13 protein-coding genes and 1 other annotated feature (1 of these 14 cut by a window edge) are annotated in these 17,117 nt (G+C 45.6%); of the genes, 10 read left to right on the top strand and 3 right to left on the bottom strand.

The features are described from left to right. Positions 1 to 17 (top strand) — a binding site (T-box leader); it begins 236 nt to the left of the window's first position. A gap of 73 nt (positions 18 to 90) precedes the next feature. Next, positions 91 to 2,535 carry a leucine--tRNA ligase gene (gene leuS / locus FS818_RS12845; protein WP_145332213.1) on the top strand — a complete coding sequence of 815 codons (2,445 nt, stop codon included), beginning with the start codon at positions 91 to 93 and terminating at the stop codon, positions 2,533 to 2,535. Here leuS and comER read toward each other — a convergent pair. After that, positions 2,516 to 3,361, bottom strand: coding sequence for a late competence protein ComER (gene comER, locus FS818_RS12840; RefSeq protein ID WP_145332200.1), 846 nt, complete (start codon positions 3,359 to 3,361; stop codon positions 2,516 to 2,518). The genes leuS and comER overlap by 20 nt on opposite strands. A 185-nt stretch (positions 3,362 to 3,546) precedes the next feature. Between comER and FS818_RS12835 the strand changes: the two genes are divergently transcribed. The 4 genes from FS818_RS12835 (at position 3,547) to FS818_RS12820 (ending at position 10,092) form a co-directional block, all read left to right on the top strand. After that, the gene (locus FS818_RS12835; protein WP_260984657.1) at positions 3,547 to 4,152 is read left to right on the top strand and encodes a ComEA family DNA-binding protein; all 606 of its coding nucleotides are present in this window, start codon (positions 3,547 to 3,549) and stop codon (positions 4,150 to 4,152) included. 54 nt (positions 4,153 to 4,206) lie between these two features. Beyond that, a complete protein-coding gene (locus FS818_RS12830; RefSeq protein WP_145332189.1) occupies positions 4,207 to 4,728 on the top strand; it encodes a deoxycytidylate deaminase in 522 nt (173 codons plus the stop codon). A gap of 239 nt (positions 4,729 to 4,967) precedes the next feature. Beyond that, positions 4,968 to 7,931, top strand: coding sequence for a ComEC/Rec2 family competence protein (locus FS818_RS12825; RefSeq protein ID WP_186375470.1), 2,964 nt, complete (start codon positions 4,968 to 4,970; stop codon positions 7,929 to 7,931). A 139-nt stretch (positions 7,932 to 8,070) separates the two neighbouring features. Further along, positions 8,071 to 10,092: a stalk domain-containing protein gene (locus tag FS818_RS12820; protein WP_145332185.1), complete on the top strand. Its 2,022-nt coding sequence runs from the start codon at positions 8,071 to 8,073 to the stop codon at positions 10,090 to 10,092. A 149-nt stretch (positions 10,093 to 10,241) separates the two neighbouring features. On the opposite strand, the gene FS818_RS12815 is transcribed toward FS818_RS12820, so the two are convergent. Then, positions 10,242 to 10,544 (bottom strand): hypothetical protein, encoded by a 303-nt coding sequence (locus tag FS818_RS12815; RefSeq protein ID WP_123062602.1) that lies wholly within the window; start codon positions 10,542 to 10,544, stop codon positions 10,242 to 10,244. A 351-nt stretch (positions 10,545 to 10,895) separates the two neighbouring features. On the opposite strand from FS818_RS12815, the gene FS818_RS12810 reads away from it, so the two are divergent. The 3 genes from FS818_RS12810 to holA all read left to right on the top strand — a co-directional run bounded on the left by FS818_RS12810 (position 10,896) and on the right by holA (position 14,015). Then, entirely contained in the window at positions 10,896 to 11,444 is a 549-nt protein-coding gene (locus FS818_RS12810; protein WP_090914823.1) for an RNA polymerase sigma factor, read from the top strand. Then, positions 11,441 to 12,739 carry an anti-sigma factor gene (locus FS818_RS12805; protein ID WP_145332183.1) on the top strand — a complete coding sequence of 433 codons (1,299 nt, stop codon included), beginning with the start codon at positions 11,441 to 11,443 and terminating at the stop codon, positions 12,737 to 12,739. Before FS818_RS12810 ends, FS818_RS12805 begins: the two co-directional genes overlap by 4 nt. A gap of 259 nt (positions 12,740 to 12,998) precedes the next feature. Then, positions 12,999 to 14,015: a DNA polymerase III subunit delta gene (gene holA / locus FS818_RS12800; protein WP_145332181.1), complete on the top strand. Its 1,017-nt coding sequence runs from the start codon at positions 12,999 to 13,001 to the stop codon at positions 14,013 to 14,015. Between the two features lie 184 nt (positions 14,016 to 14,199). Here holA and rpsT read toward each other — a convergent pair whose 3' ends face one another. After that, complete coding sequence (gene rpsT / locus FS818_RS12795; RefSeq protein ID WP_090914815.1) at positions 14,200 to 14,472, bottom strand: 30S ribosomal protein S20; 273 nt, start codon at positions 14,470 to 14,472, stop codon at positions 14,200 to 14,202. Positions 14,473 to 14,648: 176 nt separating this feature from the next. On the opposite strand from rpsT, the gene gpr reads away from it, so the two are divergent. Beyond that, positions 14,649 to 15,650, top strand: a complete 1,002-nt coding sequence (gene gpr / locus FS818_RS12790; protein WP_123062599.1) for a GPR endopeptidase — start codon at positions 14,649 to 14,651, stop codon at positions 15,648 to 15,650. Between the two features lie 155 nt (positions 15,651 to 15,805). After that, the gene (locus tag FS818_RS12785) at positions 15,806 to 17,098 is read left to right on the top strand and encodes a stage II sporulation protein P (RefSeq protein WP_145332179.1); all 1,293 of its coding nucleotides are present in this window, start codon (positions 15,806 to 15,808) and stop codon (positions 17,096 to 17,098) included. Positions 17,099 to 17,117: the final 19 nt, after the last annotated feature.

The raw sequence follows: 17,117 nt of genomic DNA, 5'->3' as shown, positions 1-17,117 counted from the left end.
AACCTCTCGTCCCTAGCGCTGCAAACGCTACGGGATGCTGAGGTTTTTTTGTTGTTATAAAGCGCGTATAACCTGGAGGAGGAATTATAGATGAGTGAGAATCATCAGCCGAAGCACGGCTATCAGCCGCAAGTGATGGAGAAAAGCTGGCAACAATATTGGGATGACAACAAAACGTTTAAAACAGGTGAGGACCCGTCCAAGCCGAAGTTTTATGCACTGGATATGTTCCCTTATCCGTCCGGTTCAGGACTGCACGTAGGTCACCCGGAAGGATATACTGCTACGGATATCGTATCCCGTTACAAACGGATGCGAGGATATAATGTGCTGCACCCAATGGGCTGGGACGCTTTCGGTCTGCCAGCAGAGCAGCACGCACTGGATACGGGGGAACACCCGCGTCATATCACTTTCCGCAACATTGACAATTTCCGTCGTCAGATCAAATCTCTCGGATTCTCATATGACTGGGATCGTGAGATCAGCACGACAGACCCTGAGTATTACAAATGGACACAGTGGATCTTTATTCAGCTGTACAATAAAGGCCTGGCCTATGTCGATGAAGTGCCGGTTAACTGGTGTGAAGCATTGGGCACGGTTCTGGCGAACGAAGAGGTTATTGACGGTAAAAGTGAACGTGGCGGACACCCGGTTGTACGTAAACCGATGCGTCAATGGGTACTGAAAATTACGGAATACGCGGAGCGTTTGCTGGAAGATCTGGAAGAGCTGGACTGGTCGGAAAGCATCAAGGATATGCAACGCAACTGGATCGGCAAATCGACCGGCGCTGAAGTGGTTTTTGCCATCGAAGGCCGTGAAGAAGTGATCAAAGTATTCACAACCCGTGCAGATACATTGTTCGGTGCAAGTTTTGCCGTTCTGGCTCCAGAGCATGAATTGGTTGACGCAATTACATCCGAAGAACAGCGCGAGGCAGTGAAAGCTTATCAGGAGCAGGCTGCGCGTAAGAGTGATCTGGAACGTACGGACTTGGCGAAAGACAAAACAGGTGTATTCACAGGTGCATACGCGATCAATCCGGTTAACGGAGCGAATCTGCCGATCTGGATTGCTGACTATGTACTTGCTGGCTATGGTACAGGAGCTGTTATGGCTGTTCCAGGACACGATGCACGTGACTGGGAATTCGCGAAGCAGTTTGATCTGAATATTATCGAAGTTATCGAAGGCGGAGATGTTACAAAAGAGGCGTATACAGGTGACGGCGCGCATGTGAACTCCGATTTCCTGAACGGACTGAATAATGAAGAAGCTGCGGCGAAAATGATCGCTTGGCTCGAAGAGAACGGCAAAGGACAAGGAAAAACAACGTACCGTCTGCGCGACTGGCTGTTCAGCCGTCAACGTTATTGGGGAGAGCCGATTCCGATTCTGCATCTGGAAGACGGGACGATGAAGACTGTACCAGAAGATCAATTGCCACTGTTGCTGCCTGACATTGACCAGATTAAACCTTCAGGTACAGGGGAATCCCCACTGGCAAACGTGACGGATTGGGTAAATACGGTTGATCCGGAAACGGGCATGAAAGCTCGCCGCGAAACCAACACGATGCCACAATGGGCGGGAAGCTGTTGGTATTACCTGCGGTTTATCGATCCGCACAACGACAAAGAACTGATCTCACAGGAGAAACAACAGCAATGGTTGCCAGTTGACCTGTACATTGGTGGAGCAGAACATGCAGTACTGCACTTGTTGTATGCTCGTTTCTGGCACAAAGTGCTGTATGATCTGGGTGTCGTACACACGAAAGAGCCGTTCCATAAGCTGGTTAACCAAGGTATGATCCTGGGTACTAACAATGAAAAAATGAGTAAATCTCGCGGTAACGTCATCAATCCGGATGAAATTGTGAACGAATTCGGTGCAGATACACTGCGTCTCTATGAAATGTTTATGGGCCCTCTGGAAGCGACTAAACCTTGGAACGCAAACGGGGTAGAGGGAATGTATCGTTTCCTGTCACGCGTATGGCGCCTGTTCATTAACGAAGATACTGGTGCGATCAATGAGAAAATTAAGGCTGACGGCGGAACCGACGAGTTCAAACGGACAGCACACAAAACGATCAAAAAAGTCACTGAAGACCTGGAGCATCTGCGCTTCAACACGGCGATCAGCCAATTGATGATCTTCATCAACGATGCGTACAAAGCAGAGACGCTGCCTCGTGAAGCGATGGAGAACTTTGTTCAATTGTTGTCACCTCTGGCACCGCATATGGCAGAGGAACTGTGGAGTCGTCTTGGACATGAGGGTGGAATTTCTTACGTGGCTTGGCCTCAATACGATGAGTCCATGACTGTGGATGCAGAAGTGGAAATCGTAGTTCAAGTGAACGGTAAAATTGTAACTCGTGCGACCATCGCGAAGGATCTGGATGCACAGGGAATGCAGGACTACACAATGGAACTTGCACCTGTGAAACAGGCGCTGGAAGGCAAGACTATTCGCAAAGTCATTGCCGTTCCAGGCAAACTGGTTAATATTGTTGCCGGTTAATCTCGCTGGCACGAAATACCTCATCCAGTCTGACTAAATCTTCATCGTATTTTTCATGTGTCGTATGGATCAGACTATCAAAAACACCATCCAGGTTGTTTCTCAGCAGTGCAAGCGCCTGAGCGGTTATTCCGCCAGGTACAGCGACACGGGCCTGAAGTTCTTGTGGAGTATAACCTCCCTCGGTGAGCAGTTTGCCTGTACCTAGAAGCATCTCACCGGCAAGGGCGCAGGCGTCGGCGCGTTTGATACCTGTCAAGCGAACAGCACTTTCAATCCATTGCTCCAAAAAGAAGGATATGAATGCAGGGCCGCAGCTGGAGAAGTCAGATGTGATTCGAGTGCAGGCTTCATCCACTTGATAAGGTTTGCCGATATGACTCATAAGGCCTTCGAGCAGTGAGCGATCTTCGGCAGTCATACGTTCACCATGGATGAATAGGCTTGCTCCGCTGCCGACCTGGTGTGTAACACTGGGGATAACCTTGGAGACTTTGCAAGGAAGTGAAGATTCCAGATGGCGTAGCTGCACGGGGCTGGTGATCGAGACAATTATGTGATTGGAATTCACAACAGGCAGGATATCATCAATGACATGTCTGAATTCCAGCGGTTTCACGCACAGGAAGATGATGTTGCTGCGAATGACTGTTTCCCGATTACTTTGTGATTCATGTAGCCCTGGGTAACGGAGGGAAAGCTGACGTACTTTGGATGGAGTTCGATTGCTTGCAGCAATCTGACGGGGTTCGAGTGCACCGGATTGGATCAGGGCATAGATCAACAGACTGCCCATGCTGCCGGTTCCGATAAATCCAACCTTCATTGGTTCAGGCCTCCTTTCATGCTTTACGGTAATGGCGCAGTTTCTTCCCTCTATTGTATGCATGAGACACTGGTCCATATGACATGAAAATAGGTAACTTAAATAAGCGAAAGCATAAAACGGTTCGGAAGCACCGCCCGTGTTCGAAATGATTTCTATTTTGAATATGAGGGAGTGTGCGGATGATGAGATGGAACAAAGCAATGTCCATTGCTGCGGCAGTGGTTGGATGTATACTGATATTATGGTCGGGCAAAAGTGAACAGCCACCTAGCGGCTGGGAACCGATGCAGCTCGGCTCCAATCAGCCGACAAGTGAGCAGAATTCTTCTGCTATACAGTCGGCTGATTTGGTTCCCGAGAATGTAGCTAATGTTGCGCCTAAAGTTGATGTGAGCGAGCGGCAAGCAGACAACGTAGCTCCAGCACAGGAGTCGAAGGTTCGGGAGCCTAGTGTTGCTCCTATTGTGTCAAGCAATCAAGGTAATTTACCGGCTCAACCACAGGCCCAAGTGAATGAAAGCCGTTCATCTGTACCTGAAGCTGAAGCAACATCTAAACCGGCTGACGAAACAACCATTGAGACAGCAGATCACGGCAAGATCGATGTGAATACGGCACCTGTCACCAAACTCACGGAGCTTCCGGGGATTGGACAGAAGAAAGCTCAGGCCATTGTGGATTATCGCAATGCGCATGGGCCTTTTGCCAAAGTTAGTGATCTTACCAAGGTGAAGGGCATAGGCATGAAGATGCTGGAGAAGATGGCTCCCTATGTACAGATTCGTTAAAAGTTCAGCATAATATATAATAGTAATAGGTTCAAGGCGAGAGGAGAAAACGGCATGAGTGCAACAGAGCTTCGCAAGGACTGGGATACGTATTTTATGGACATTGCTTATATGGTATCGACACGTTCCCGTTGTCCGCGCCGGCATGTAGGAGCTGTGCTGGTTCAAGGGAAAAAGTTACTGGGTACTGCCTATAACGGGGCACCGATGGGAGTGGCGGATTGCTCCGAGGCAGGCTGCATGATATCGGAAGAATACGAACTGGTAGTCACGGACGGCCAGGAAGAAATGGTTAAAAAGCAACGCTGTATTCGTACCATCCATGCGGAGCAGAATTTGCTTTTATTTACAGATCGAATTGACCGCGAAGGTTCCTCTGTATATGTAACCGATGAGCCTTGCTGGACATGTGCCAACATGCTGGCGAACAGTGGCGTTACGGAGATTGTATTTCATCGCTCATATCCCAAAGATACGAGTAAAGTAACAAATATGATGCAACAGAAAGGCATTTCGTTCCGCAAACTGGACAATTACCAGCCTCCACGGGAGACGATGATGACCGTAAGCAATTAACTATATAAATGGAACTATTGATTTACAGTGGACTGTATGAAATCTTTAATTCAACTTATATAGAAAAGGTTAAATGATTCAGATCAGGTCAGAACATAGTACACTTGGGATATCTTTCATTTTCAATATTATTTAGTTTCATACGTATGGGGAAGAACCTCCGGCAAGCCTGAATGGGCTTCGGGGGTTTTTTTTGTGTATTTATTGCCTTGGAGATGAGCAGAGGGGAGAGGGACGGAATGAAAGGCAGACCATTGCTTCGCTTTACAATCTTTTGGTTGTGCGGTAGTGGCATGGCATGTTTATTGACGGGATGGACTTTATTTTGGGGAGTAGTCGGTGCGATGGCATCTCTTCCGCTCTTAATTCGTTTCATGAATATTCGCGGCTGGTCGATTCTTCTTTTAGTTATTGCTTTTGCTGGTGGTTTAATACAATGGGAATGGAATGATTCTCGTAATTACAGTACATTGCCAGCATACTTACATCGATCTACTGACGTCATTGATGGGTTAGATGTCCAGGTTGAAGGGGAACTTGTATCGGATGTGCAGGTCGATGGGGATCGGGCAGGTTTTGAGATGCAAATTTCTTCTCTTAGGCTGTACGAGGGGATAGATAAGGAAGTCGGGAATCAAGGGAAAATCAATGAACGAGTCATTGTACAAGTCCGATTAATGGAAGAGCAGGAACAGCATACAGCAGCATCTTGGAAGCAAGGAGATAAGCTGAAACTGTCAGGCTCGGTAGTTCTTCCTGGTGAAGCCAGAAATTTTGGGGGATTTGACTATCGTAGCTATCTAAGGACGCAGTATATCCATTGGATGGTCAAAGTGAAGGGGGCCAGTTCGGTTCATGCTTCGTCCCCTGAAGGGCTGGGGAAAATAAACATCCTACGGTGGACAGATTCGGCAAGACTACTGCTCGGTTCGGCGGTAAATCGGTTATTTCCCGAGCCGCATGCCGGTTACATGAAAGGTCTGATCATCGGAATGGCGAAGGATATTGATCCAGGTACGTACAGTCAATTCTCACAGCTCGGATTAACCCATATCCTCGCCATCTCAGGTACACATGTTGCAGTGTATGTGGCTTCATTGCTCATGCTTTTATCATGGCTGAGATTAACAAGAGAGACGGCTCTAACGATTGTGTTGGTTCTCGTTCCAGCATATGTACTGCTCTCGGGCGGTTCTCCATCGGTCATTCGGGCAGGTATGATGTCTATGATTGGTCTGTATATGGCGAAGCGCGGACTTGCCAGAGATGGAATTCAGATCATCAGTACAGCGGCTTTGCTGATGCTTTGGTGGAATCCCTATTTTTTATTAAATGTCAGCTTTCAACTCTCATTTCTGGTGACGGCGGGACTGATGATTTACATGCCGCTTATCAACAGCTTGTTTGACAAGTGGCCCAAATCTTTGGCAGCCACGGCTTCAGTTACGGTGACAGCGCAGCTGATTTCTTTTCCAGTGACGATTCTGTACTTCAATCAGTTCTCGTTGCTTTCTTTTGCAGCCAATTTTTTGCTGGTGTCTTTGATTAGTGCTGTAGTGCTTCCCTTAGGTACGGTTGCGATGATTTTATCATTCGTGTGGCTTCCGCTTGCGAAATTACTGGCATGGATGGCGATTCAACTGAACAATCTCACCTTTCTTAGTGTGGAATGGATGAACAGTTTGCCAGGTTTTGTAATGATCTGGCCAACACCATCTCTATTATGGATCGCAGCCTATTATGTCATTCTGTATGTGTTGCTATATTTGCTTCATCAGCGCAGCGGCGGTGACATGCCAAAACATATTCATGTTGCGGAAGAGGATACAACGCCGCTTGATCTATCAGCAAGAGGTGCTGCACAAAAAGGCGCTACACTGGCACTGGGCTTCCATTCTTCACGGTCTGTAGACACGCAATCACTTAACACAGCGCAAGCGAACGATCGTTTGCAACTTCCAGCCGCTCATGCCTGGCATGCTCAAAAAGTAGCTTCAACTCAAGGATCACTCTCTACTCTCGGCGCCAGTATCGCCTGGCCTGAGTATGCAAGCGCATTTACATCCAGAGGTGCGGCCTTCTATAGCGAAGTACGCATGAGCCGAACAAAGCGATGGTTATGTGGTGTGCTTGCAGTCAGTTTTGCGGCAGGTTTATGGTGGGCATATCAGACGCCGCGCCCAGCGGGAACAGGTGTAGTGCAATTTTTGGACATTGGTCAAGGCGACAGTACATTGATTACAACACCAGGAGGCAGACATATCCTTGTAGATGGCGGAGGTACGGTTAACTTTGGTAGCAACGAACACTCTTGGAAAACGAGGCGTGACCCGTATGAGGTGGGAGCTAAAGTTGTTGTTCCTTTATTGAAAAAGAGAGGTATTCACCAGCTTGATGCGGTCATTGTGACTCATGCGGATCAGGATCATGCCGGTGGCCTTCAGGCTGTACTGGAGCAAATTCCAGTGAAACGCTTCATCTTTAATGGAACGACGAGTGGAAAGGAGAAATTTGATCAGTTGCTGGAAACAGCGGTGCAACGCCATATTCCGCTATTCGCTGTTCATCAGGGCATGACCTATAAGCCCGATTCAGAAACGGCTTTATATTTTATCTCACCAGAGCGGAGTGGACCTAATCCAACAGGAGAAGTGCCTGTTCTTGAGAATCAGAACGGTGGGTCGGTTGTTTTTTTGCTAGAGATGGCAGGCTCGTCAATGTTATTTACCGGAGATATGGAGGCGGCAACGGAACAGAATGTATTGTATGACATTCAGGATGGTTCGCTGGCAACCTCTTTTCAGCAGGGAGTTCAACAATCGGGGAGAACTGTTCCGGACAGCGAGACGAATATAGTTGTGCCTGAATGGATGGGGAGTCTAGCGGACAATGGCAGAGATCATAGTTCTTCAACGGTGGTTAGCGTACCGCGATTACAATCACATCGATCTATAGATGTACTCAAGGTCGCCCACCACGGTAGCAAAACATCATCCTCAGAAGCATGGCTTCAGTACTGGAATGCCAAAGCTGCACTGATCTCTGCTGGTGTAAACAATACTTATGGTCATCCCAACCCAGACGTAATGAAACGTTTGGAAGCAGTAGGTTCCCAGATTTATCGGACGGACCAGATGGGTGAGGTACAGATGAGCGTGAAAGATGGGGAGATAAGTGTGCGGCATAAGCTGGCTCCGAGATAAGAGTGGAATCATAAAGCTTGAAGGATACCTTGAAGGATATTTGGTTATTTTTTCCGAATAGTATTAGACTTGGCTTAGGAGGGGCTGGAAATAAAGATGAATTGTTTTGAGATACATAAGGAGAAGGGGAAACTACGGAATGAAACTATTAAAAAAGTTAGAATGTAGTAGTAATAATATGATTGAAAAAAACAAAAAAGGATTGAAGAGAAAGATTGCAACATTGTGGATTGGAATGGTGATTTTCAGTCTTATGGCTGGACTACCCTCTTCATTCGCCTTGTCTGATTCCGGTCGTACCATTACTTCAATTCTTGATCGGAATGACTATTTGCTAGATGACGGCACAATCTGGTCTAAAAACAATATTAACGGAGCATGGACACAAAATCGTAATCTGATTGGCATTTCAAAATTAGATAGTTATTCTATATATGGATGGACTGCAGATGATCAGGTTATTAGGTGGGATAAGGATAATCCAGATAAACCTGTAACGAAACAATTTAAAGGAATTAAGAAGGTATATGGAAATGGGTTAGTACTTCTTGAGAATGGGGACCTATATTCGTTTCGTGAGCAGAATAAAGTTTTGGAATCGATTATTGATGTGAGTTTTTATCAGGACTATTCTGGAAAATATACTTCCTATGGTGCCTTGTCTTCCTCGGGAGATATATACTACGATAATTACAACAAACCACAGAAGGTTGACAATGTAACCAACGGTAAGGCGATTGCTATGAATAGTTCTTATGCAGCGGTGCTAAAAGATGATGGTTCTGTAGTTGACGTGACTACGTTGTATAAGGAAAAGCAGGTTACCGTTACGAACGATGTACAATCGATGATTTGGTGGGGAGGAACACACAAACTACTCACAGTGAAAAAGGATGGAACAGTTTGGAGTTATAAGCGATCTGCCCAATATAAAGAAGAGCAATTATCGGGGTTAAGTAATGTGTCTCGTATGGTATATTCTTTTGATTTTGATGAATTATATGCACAGTTAAAGGACGGAACATGGGTTTCATATAAAGATGGCAAAGTGATGTCATTATCGGCTCCAGAGCTAAGTCAAGTGACACTTACAGCATCTACGAACGAAGCTAATATCGGGGATACAGTCACACTTACTGTTCAGGAGAATTATAACAACGGGTTCAAAACGAAACGTGCCCCTTTACCCGAGGAAGTTACAATAGACCAACCACAAATTGCACAATTGCAAAAGGAGGGTAAGTTAAAAGCAACGGGAATAGGAACGACGAACATAACAGTAAAGATAGGTGATAAGTCTTCCAATCTTCAACTTACAGTTAATACCCAGCAGAGTTTGACAGGGGCTGAACTTTTAAACGGAGATGTCTATTTGCCTGTACAATCTGTCTTTAAAACAATGGGGGCCAAAATCGATGTTCAGGGCGATCAATTCAAGGTTCAGCTGGGCAACAGTCTCTTCACATTAACAAAGGGAAGCAACGTAGCGGGGTTCAACGACAAAGCAGTTACAATGAAAGGCAAGGTACAGACAATCAACGGGCAGACTGTATTTCCTGCGGAGTTGTTAAAACAGGTTGCAGGTATACAGGTGAATTGGGATGCTACGTTGAAACAGGCCAAAGTGTTCGTTAGAAATTCTGTTATTGTAGTAGAATCGAAAGACACACTTGCTTTGATTAAGAAACAAGAGCTTGGGAATCTGAGTCGGTTTATTGGTAAGTCTTATTGGATTAACAATACTACCTATTTGGGACAGCGTTTTAGTAAAGTAACTATCACAGATATTCAAATTGAAAAAGGGAATTATGGTAGTCGAAGCTACTCTATCGTTTTCCGTAATGCCAAGAGCAAAACAGTCATTGCTTATGCAGGCGTTTCCCCTTCTAGGGTAACCGAGATGTTAGCGAATTCCGATCAATTTTTCTCCTACGATCCCTATAAGAAATTTAATTGGTCTTCGGCTACATGGAAGAAAATAATCGCGGGTGAAGTAGCGGTAGGGATGAATACCACACAAGTACGTCTGGCATGGGGAGCTCCAAACAATGTTACGTATGATACAATTTCAAAAGGGAAGATTGAGGTTTGGGTATACTCAAGCACCTCGGGGATCAGGGCTTTGGGTTTCCTTAATGGAAAGCTGATGAACGTCTATTAATCTTCAAATCATCACACAGCTCAACTTTTGTTAATTACTATAAACACAAGAAAAAGCCTTGTTTTCCATAACTCTCTTCAAAAGAGAATAACGGGAAAAAGGCTTTTTCATAACCGTTCTGATTTCTGAATATAAATGAAAGTATTGAATTACTCTACGCCGTCCTTGAAATGTTTATTCCAATGTTTGTCACCTTTGTGCAAAATGTCTTCAACGGTTTTTTCGAGTGTCGCCAGTAATTGTGCTCTGACATCCAATACCGTTTCCCTGTACAAGCGTTCTTCCGATCCGACGATTTTATCGCCGTACAACGCCTGTGCAGCTACATATTTCCGATGTTCCTCAACCAGAGTATCGATGGATTCCAAAGCGTGCTCCACAAAGTGGGAAATACTTTGATATTCCTTTGGCATTTGTTCTTTTAATTGTTGAATTTTCGCTAGAGCTGGCATGCTCATCACCTCGTCTTATGAATGTAAATTTACAATACACCATTTTCATGAAAATTGCATTAAAAAAAGCTTAAGTTTTGGACAAATTTCGACTTTTTTTATTTTTTGGTTCTATAAAAGTACTTAACCATAATGTATGTCATTGCATTTGTTTTGAGTCGTGTAAGTACTGGAATCCGTGATGTGAGACGTTTGATGACTACGTTTGCATTTTCTGTTATTCTAAGATAAGATTCGGCGGCCCTTATACATATGCCGTTATTTTGTGATGAAAAATTAAAATATACTTAACTTTGCAACAATTTTATCGATGATTACGTCAGTAAGGTTGCAGGGAGAGGGGGATCCTTTGTGGTAGAGCCGGAACTCATCAGAGCCGCTCAATCGGGCGATCGCGACGCTCTAATTACCCTATTGCGGGAGATTGAACAGCACGTCTATCGGACCGCATATTACATTCTAAATAATGAACAGGACGCGTTGGATGCTGCGCAGGAAGCGTTGATCCGCATTTACACCAAGATTAATTCTTATGAAGAAAAAGCCCAGTTCAAAACCTGGGTGCAACGTATCGTAACAAATATCTGCATTGACAAGTTCAGAAGAACCAAGCCATCCGTGTCCATCGATGAGCATGAAATGGTTTTTCAGGATAAGCAGGATGTAGAATTTGAAGTGATGTCCACTTATGTAGCCAAGGACATTCAAGATGCGATTAACAAGCTGCCAGAACATCATCGGACCGTCATTGTTCTAAGATATTTGCAAGATTTATCCTATAACGAAATTGCGGATTGTCTCGATCTTCCGCTAAATACGGTAAAGTCTTACTTATTTAGAGCCAGACAGCAGTTACAAAATCTACTACAGGAGTATCAGAAAGGTGGTGTGACAGGATGAAATGCGAAGAGGTGGTGGAATGGATGCACCGGTATCTGGATCATGATCTGGGCGAGGCGGAAACGACGCAGATGCTACAGCATGTGGCCAAGTGTCCGGAGTGCGCCGAAAATTTTAGTATGCTCAGAGCTCTGTCCAGGGAACTGGAAGATTTGCCGCAAGTAAGCCCGAAGTTCAGTCTGGTTGATGCGATTATGCCTCAATTGGATGCGATTGACGAAGCACGTAAAGAACAAAGCAGTGCCGTGCAAGAAATGAGTCCTGTCCCTGCGGCATTTGAAAGTCTAAAGCGCTCAAATTCAAGTGAGCAGAAATCGAAAACGAAATGGTTTAATTCGATGGTGGGACGGATGTCTGTGGGTGCTGCGGCCGCGGCTGTTGTATTGGGATTTGCCATCTGGGGTTATCAGCCAGAACAGATCGAGAATGCAGATTCGATGCTGATGAGCTCTGGCGCATCGCAAGATAGCAACAGTGCCCAGCAGTCTGCACGGAGCATGGAAGTGAATAACGATCAAGCAGATACAACGAACCAAACAGAAGGCAGTACGATTGCACCTGACTCGTCAAATGATCCGGTGACGGAAGGTTCTATGCAACCGAATGCGGATCAACCTGAAGAGAGCAACGGAACAGAGTTGAAAACTCCAGATGGTTCAGGTGATCAAGAGCCAGCCAAACCTGCTACAGAGGAGCCGTCTTCTCAGGACAAAGGCAAGCAAGAGATGAAGTCAACTCCTTCTTCTGACACTAGTAATAATCAGAAGAGCATGGGGCCAAATCAAGGAACGGAGCAGAAAAAGCCGGACACAAGTGAAGACGGTGCCGCCTCCCCTCCTAATGACAATGATGAAAGAAGTGCGGCCGATTCAAACGATCAGCTCGATGAGACATTTTCCGCTCAAACGATCATTCCGAACCAGGATACTCCAGCTCAGGGAAGTGAAGCTGACAATGCAGGAACTGGAACGGATTCGGGTGCTACAGGAAGTCAGCAGGGACTGATGGCTCCTGAACAGGGAACCGCTGCACCGACGGGAGCGAAAGAATGGAAATCACCTGACGGTTCTTATATTGTTATGCTGCTCGGCGACCAGATAAGTATTTATGCGAAATCTGCGAATGATCCGGATGCTCTGAATCTGATTGAGCAACGAAATGTAGAGGGTACGTTAAAGTCGGGAAGCTGGTCCAAAGACAGCCTGCAATTTAATTATGAAATAGACAAAGACGGAGCGACAACAAAGGATACTTTCAAAGTTGGTACATCATCTAATGTATCATCTGCGAAATAGTTCTGAGTATAAGGTTCCTGCAGGGCAATTAGAGTGAACCTTTTCCAATGAACAAGCATATAGTGGATATAACTAAAGAACGTCCTATCTCTGATCCAACAACTGACGTCGTATGACCGCACGCCCGCTATTTCTAGAATGGCTGTGCCTGCGTTTATATAGATGCAGAACAGTGGGCCTTTATCCATACATGGATGAAGGTCCCTTTGTTGTCTTGTGTATTTTCTGGTAGGATAAAAGGGATAAGGAGGCACGGTGGATGGATGTAAAAAGCGCAACAAAGGCAATACGCAGCGGAGAAACTGCGCCAATCTATGTGCTGTATGGAACGGAGAAGTACCAGATACAGCAGTTCACAGAGATGTTAAAAACGCATGTTATTGAAGAGGAGCATCAGGATTTTGCGGTTATTCCCTATGATCTCTCCGAAACACCGATTGAGGTTGTTGTGGAAGAAGCAGAGACGGTTCCCTTTCTCGTTCCGCGCAAATTGATTATTGTAAGGGACGCAAGTTTGTTTACCGCGGGAAAGGAATCCAAAATAGAGCATCAGGTGGATCGCTTGATTACATATATGGATAATCCCGCTGATTACAGCACGATCGTTTTTTTGGCGCAAGGGGATAAGCTGGATGAGCGAAAAAAACTGGTAAAAGCAGCCAAGAAACAGGTGGTTGTTCTCTCCTTTGCACCGCTAAGTGGAGAAGAATTGATCCAATGGATTGTTAAACTCGCGAAACAGAGAGAGGTAACCTTTGAAGCTGGGGCAGCAGATACGCTAATCAGTTATGCTGGAACGGGACTGCAAGGTTTATCTGCCGAAGTGGATAAGCTTTGTTTGTTTGCAGGAAACGGAGGAACGATTCGCCGTGCAGATATTGAGTCACTGGTGGCTCGCAGCACGGAGCAGAACGTATTTGCACTTGTGGAGGAATTGGCTAACCTGAGGTTGGAAAAAGCACTTGCACTCTTTTATGAACTTTTGAAGCAACGTGAAGAACCGATCAAAATTGCAGCATTGATTGCGCGGCAGTTCCGTATTATGATTCAGGTCAAGGAACTCGGGCAACAAAGTTACTCGCAGCAGCAGATCGCCAGTCAACTTGGCTTGCATCCGTACGCGATCAAAATTGCCGGGGAACAGGCTCGGAAATTTGATGCTGACCGGTTGAGGAAGATTCTGAGTCACTTGAGTGAGCTGGATTATCAGATGAAAACAGGAGCTGTGGATAAAGTTCTTGGCTTGGAGTTATTTTTGTTAAGGCTCGGAGCATAGCACTAAGCTAAAACAAAAAAACAACCTGAGAGTTCTCCATATGTTGATATTTCAACATACGATCAGAGCTGTTCAGGTTGTTTTTTTTATGGTATGTTCTTTTACTTGGCGGAACAGATGCTAAAAAATCCTGAAAGCCCATGCTGTTCAGGATTTTTCCATTGGTTCGTATAAGTAACGCTTCTTACGCTTGTGCGGAAAGAGCGTTCAGTTTTTTCGCCAAGCGAGACTTTTTGCGTGCAGCTGCATTTTTGTGAACCAGACCTTTAGTTACAGCCTTGTCCAGCTTTTTGGAAGCAGCTTGAATCGCAGCTTTAGCAGTTTCAACTTCGTTGCTTACCAGAGCAGCATCAGCAGCTTTAACAGCTGTGCGGAGTGCAGACTTCTGAGAAGCGTTGAGTGCGCGGCGCTTGTCGCTCGTTTTTACGCGTTTAACAGCGGATTTGATGTTTGGCATTACATTCACCTCCTGTAAGGCATTCGCATGAATACAAACGTTTCACAACTTAAAATATTCTATCACGCTAGCATGTAAATTGCAACAGATTTTGCATCGTTGTTTGGTATGTTGCATAAAGCCCGCCTTTTTCCCACACAATATGCTCAAATGCAATAAGGGAGGCAGGGACACAGATGACACTGGATTTGCAAAATTATACCGTACGCACCGATTTGGCTATCGACTCCAAAGAAATGGCACAAGGCAGCCAAAGACAGACGATTCCCGGATTACGTGAGGATGTAGATAAAAAAGATGGTATTACGATTACACGGATTGATGTGTTGAATGATGAAGCAGCGAAAGCGATAGGGCGTGTAAAAGGCCATTATGTCACACTTGAGGTGCCTTCCCTTCGCAATGGAGATACTGAACTGCAGGAACGGGTAGCCGCTGAATTTACACGAGAAATGGAAGCGTTTATGACCAAGGCGGGTATCGGCAAAGATTCCAAGGTGCTGATCGTAGGTCTCGGTAACCTGAATGTAACTCCAGATTCTCTTGGTCCGTTGGTTGTAGAGAATTTGATGGTTACCCGGCAGTATTTTGAACTGGTACCGGATCAGGTGGCGCCTGGATATCGTGAGGTCAGTGCTATCGCTCCGGGTGTGCTTGGTACAACAGGAATTGAGTCAAGTGACATTGTGCAGGGCATTGTTGAGCGTACCCGTCCTGATGCCATTATCGCCATTGATGCGCTCGCTTCCCGCTCTCTTGAACGAGTGAATACAACCATTCAGGTGGCTGATATCGGGATTCATCCTGGATCTGGTATTGGTAACAAACGTCGTGGATTAACGAAGGAAATTCTGGGTGTTCCCTGCATTGCCATCGGTGTGCCAACGGTATGTTATGCTTCGACCATCGTGAACAACGTCATCGAAATGATGCGTTCTCACTTTCGTCAGGAAACCGATCAGACAAAACAAATCATGGGTATGCTCGATGACATCGGTGAAGAGGATCGTTTGAGTCTGGTAAAAGAAGTGCTTGAACCGCTCGGACATGACCTGATCGTCACCCCGAAAGAAATTGATGAGTTCATTGAAGGCATAGCCAATGTCATTGCAACCGGACTTAATGCGGCTCTTCACGAAGCAGTAAACCCTGATAACGTTGCGGCTTATACACACTAGAGCGTAACCCCTAATACGGAACGGAGAAGAAGGTCCGAATCTATCGGACTTTCTTTTTTTGTTGTCTTCATCTTTCTACTTCCTGTTCTATCAAATTGAATACTCTCATAGAGTTGAAGTATAAGAGTTGTTCTGCAAGGGAAGGAGACATAAGAATGAACAAGATATTGGCATGGAACATTGGCAAGTGGAAAAAAAGATGTCTGCACGTGCTGGCCATGGGCCGTACACTGTTGCTGCTTATGATCATATCTGCCCTCTTTTTTGTTGCACTCGGGCTTGGAGGCATGGCGGAGAAAAGGTTGAATAGTTCCCCTGTTTCTTCGATGAAAGGATTTGCAGGTTCCGTCTCAAGTCGCTTTTTTGTGGACATGTTGGGTATGGAGGTACCTCATCTTACGCAGAAGGAACAGAACACTGCGATTTCCGGTGAAAATCTGACTTCTTTTGTGTTTCAATTGCTCACCAATGTGAATCCTCAAGATCCCAAAAGTTTAATCGCACGCGAAATGCCAGGTATGGGCGCAAATCAGCCAGTTCTGCTCCGGCCCGGCTCAGGCAATACCAAGGCAGAAGCACCTGAAGATTATCAGCCGGGTCCAGGCCTGACAGAAACAGCTTCATCAGGTGAAGGTAAGCCAGGAAGTGAACTGCATGTTCCTCCGGGTCAGGATGATCCAGACGTTTCCGGTGAAGATGACCCGGGAAAGAGTACAGTCGATGAAGATCCACCAGCAAAAGGGAATGGGCAAGACAAGGGAAATCCGGCTATTGCTAAAAAATCCGTCCTGATCTATCACTCGCATCCGCGTGAAGGATATAATCCACTGCTAGGCACGGATAGCGATAATCCATCTTCCGGTAAACCGACAGGTAATGTTTTTCAAGTGGGAACCTATCTATCGGATAGCTTGGAGAAGCTGGGTGTGGGTGTAGAGCATGCGAAGGAAGATTACCAAACGAAAATCAAAGATTACAATTGGAACTTTTCCTATAAATATTCCAGACAGACTGTCAAAGCGGCGCTTGCTCAGAATGACGACCTGACATATTTAATTGATATTCACCGCGATTCCCAGCGACATAAAAAAACGACAACAACCATCGGTGATCAGAGTTACGCCAAGGTATATTTCATTATCGGGCATGAAAATCCAAATTGGCGTAAAAATGAAGCCTTTGCTGCAAAAATCCACAAAAAGCTGGAAGCGAAGTACCCGGGGGTATCCCGTGGGGTGTGGGGGAAGAATGGCGGAGGAGGCAACAATGGAGAATACAATCAGACGCTTTCCCCGAACAGCATTCTCATCGAAATCGGTGGAATTGACAATACGGCAGCCGAGCTGAAACGAACATCCAAAATTCTGGCGGATATGATCGCGGAAGTATATTGGAACGAACAGAACGTAGATAAAGCAAGTGCAAAACCGGCATCCAAGGGCGGATAAATCAGCTATCTATAGAAGA

Source organism: Paenibacillus xylanexedens, from assembly GCF_007680605.1.
GTDB lineage: Bacteria > Bacillota > Bacilli > Paenibacillales > Paenibacillaceae > Paenibacillus > Paenibacillus xylanexedens_B.
This window is presented reverse-complemented; position numbering and strand designations above follow the sequence as displayed.

Bases quoted from the DNA above. Each gene is read 5' to 3' on its own strand.
- leuS (WP_145332213.1), top strand. From the start codon at position 91: ATGAGTGAGAATCATCAGCCGAAGCACGGCTATCAGCCGCAAGTGATG.
- FS818_RS12785 (WP_145332179.1), top strand. From the start codon at position 15,806: ATGAACAAGATATTGGCATGGAACATTGGCAAGTGGAAAAAAAGATGT.
- FS818_RS12805 (WP_145332183.1), top strand. From the start codon at position 11,441: ATGAAATGCGAAGAGGTGGTGGAATGGATGCACCGGTATCTGGATCAT.
- FS818_RS12835 (WP_260984657.1), top strand. From the start codon at position 3,547: ATGAGATGGAACAAAGCAATGTCCATTGCTGCGGCAGTGGTTGGATGT.
- gpr (WP_123062599.1), top strand. From the start codon at position 14,649: ATGACACTGGATTTGCAAAATTATACCGTACGCACCGATTTGGCTATC.
- FS818_RS12830 (WP_145332189.1), top strand. From the start codon at position 4,207: ATGAGTGCAACAGAGCTTCGCAAGGACTGGGATACGTATTTTATGGAC.
- comER (WP_145332200.1), bottom strand. From the start codon at position 3,361: ATGAAGGTTGGATTTATCGGAACCGGCAGCATGGGCAGTCTGTTGATC.
- rpsT (WP_090914815.1), bottom strand. From the start codon at position 14,472: ATGCCAAACATCAAATCCGCTGTTAAACGCGTAAAAACGAGCGACAAG.
- FS818_RS12815 (WP_123062602.1), bottom strand. From the start codon at position 10,544: ATGCCAGCTCTAGCGAAAATTCAACAATTAAAAGAACAAATGCCAAAG.
- FS818_RS12825 (WP_186375470.1), top strand. From the start codon at position 4,968: ATGAAAGGCAGACCATTGCTTCGCTTTACAATCTTTTGGTTGTGCGGT.
- holA (WP_145332181.1), top strand. From the start codon at position 12,999: ATGGATGTAAAAAGCGCAACAAAGGCAATACGCAGCGGAGAAACTGCG.
- FS818_RS12820 (WP_145332185.1), top strand. From the start codon at position 8,071: ATGAAACTATTAAAAAAGTTAGAATGTAGTAGTAATAATATGATTGAA.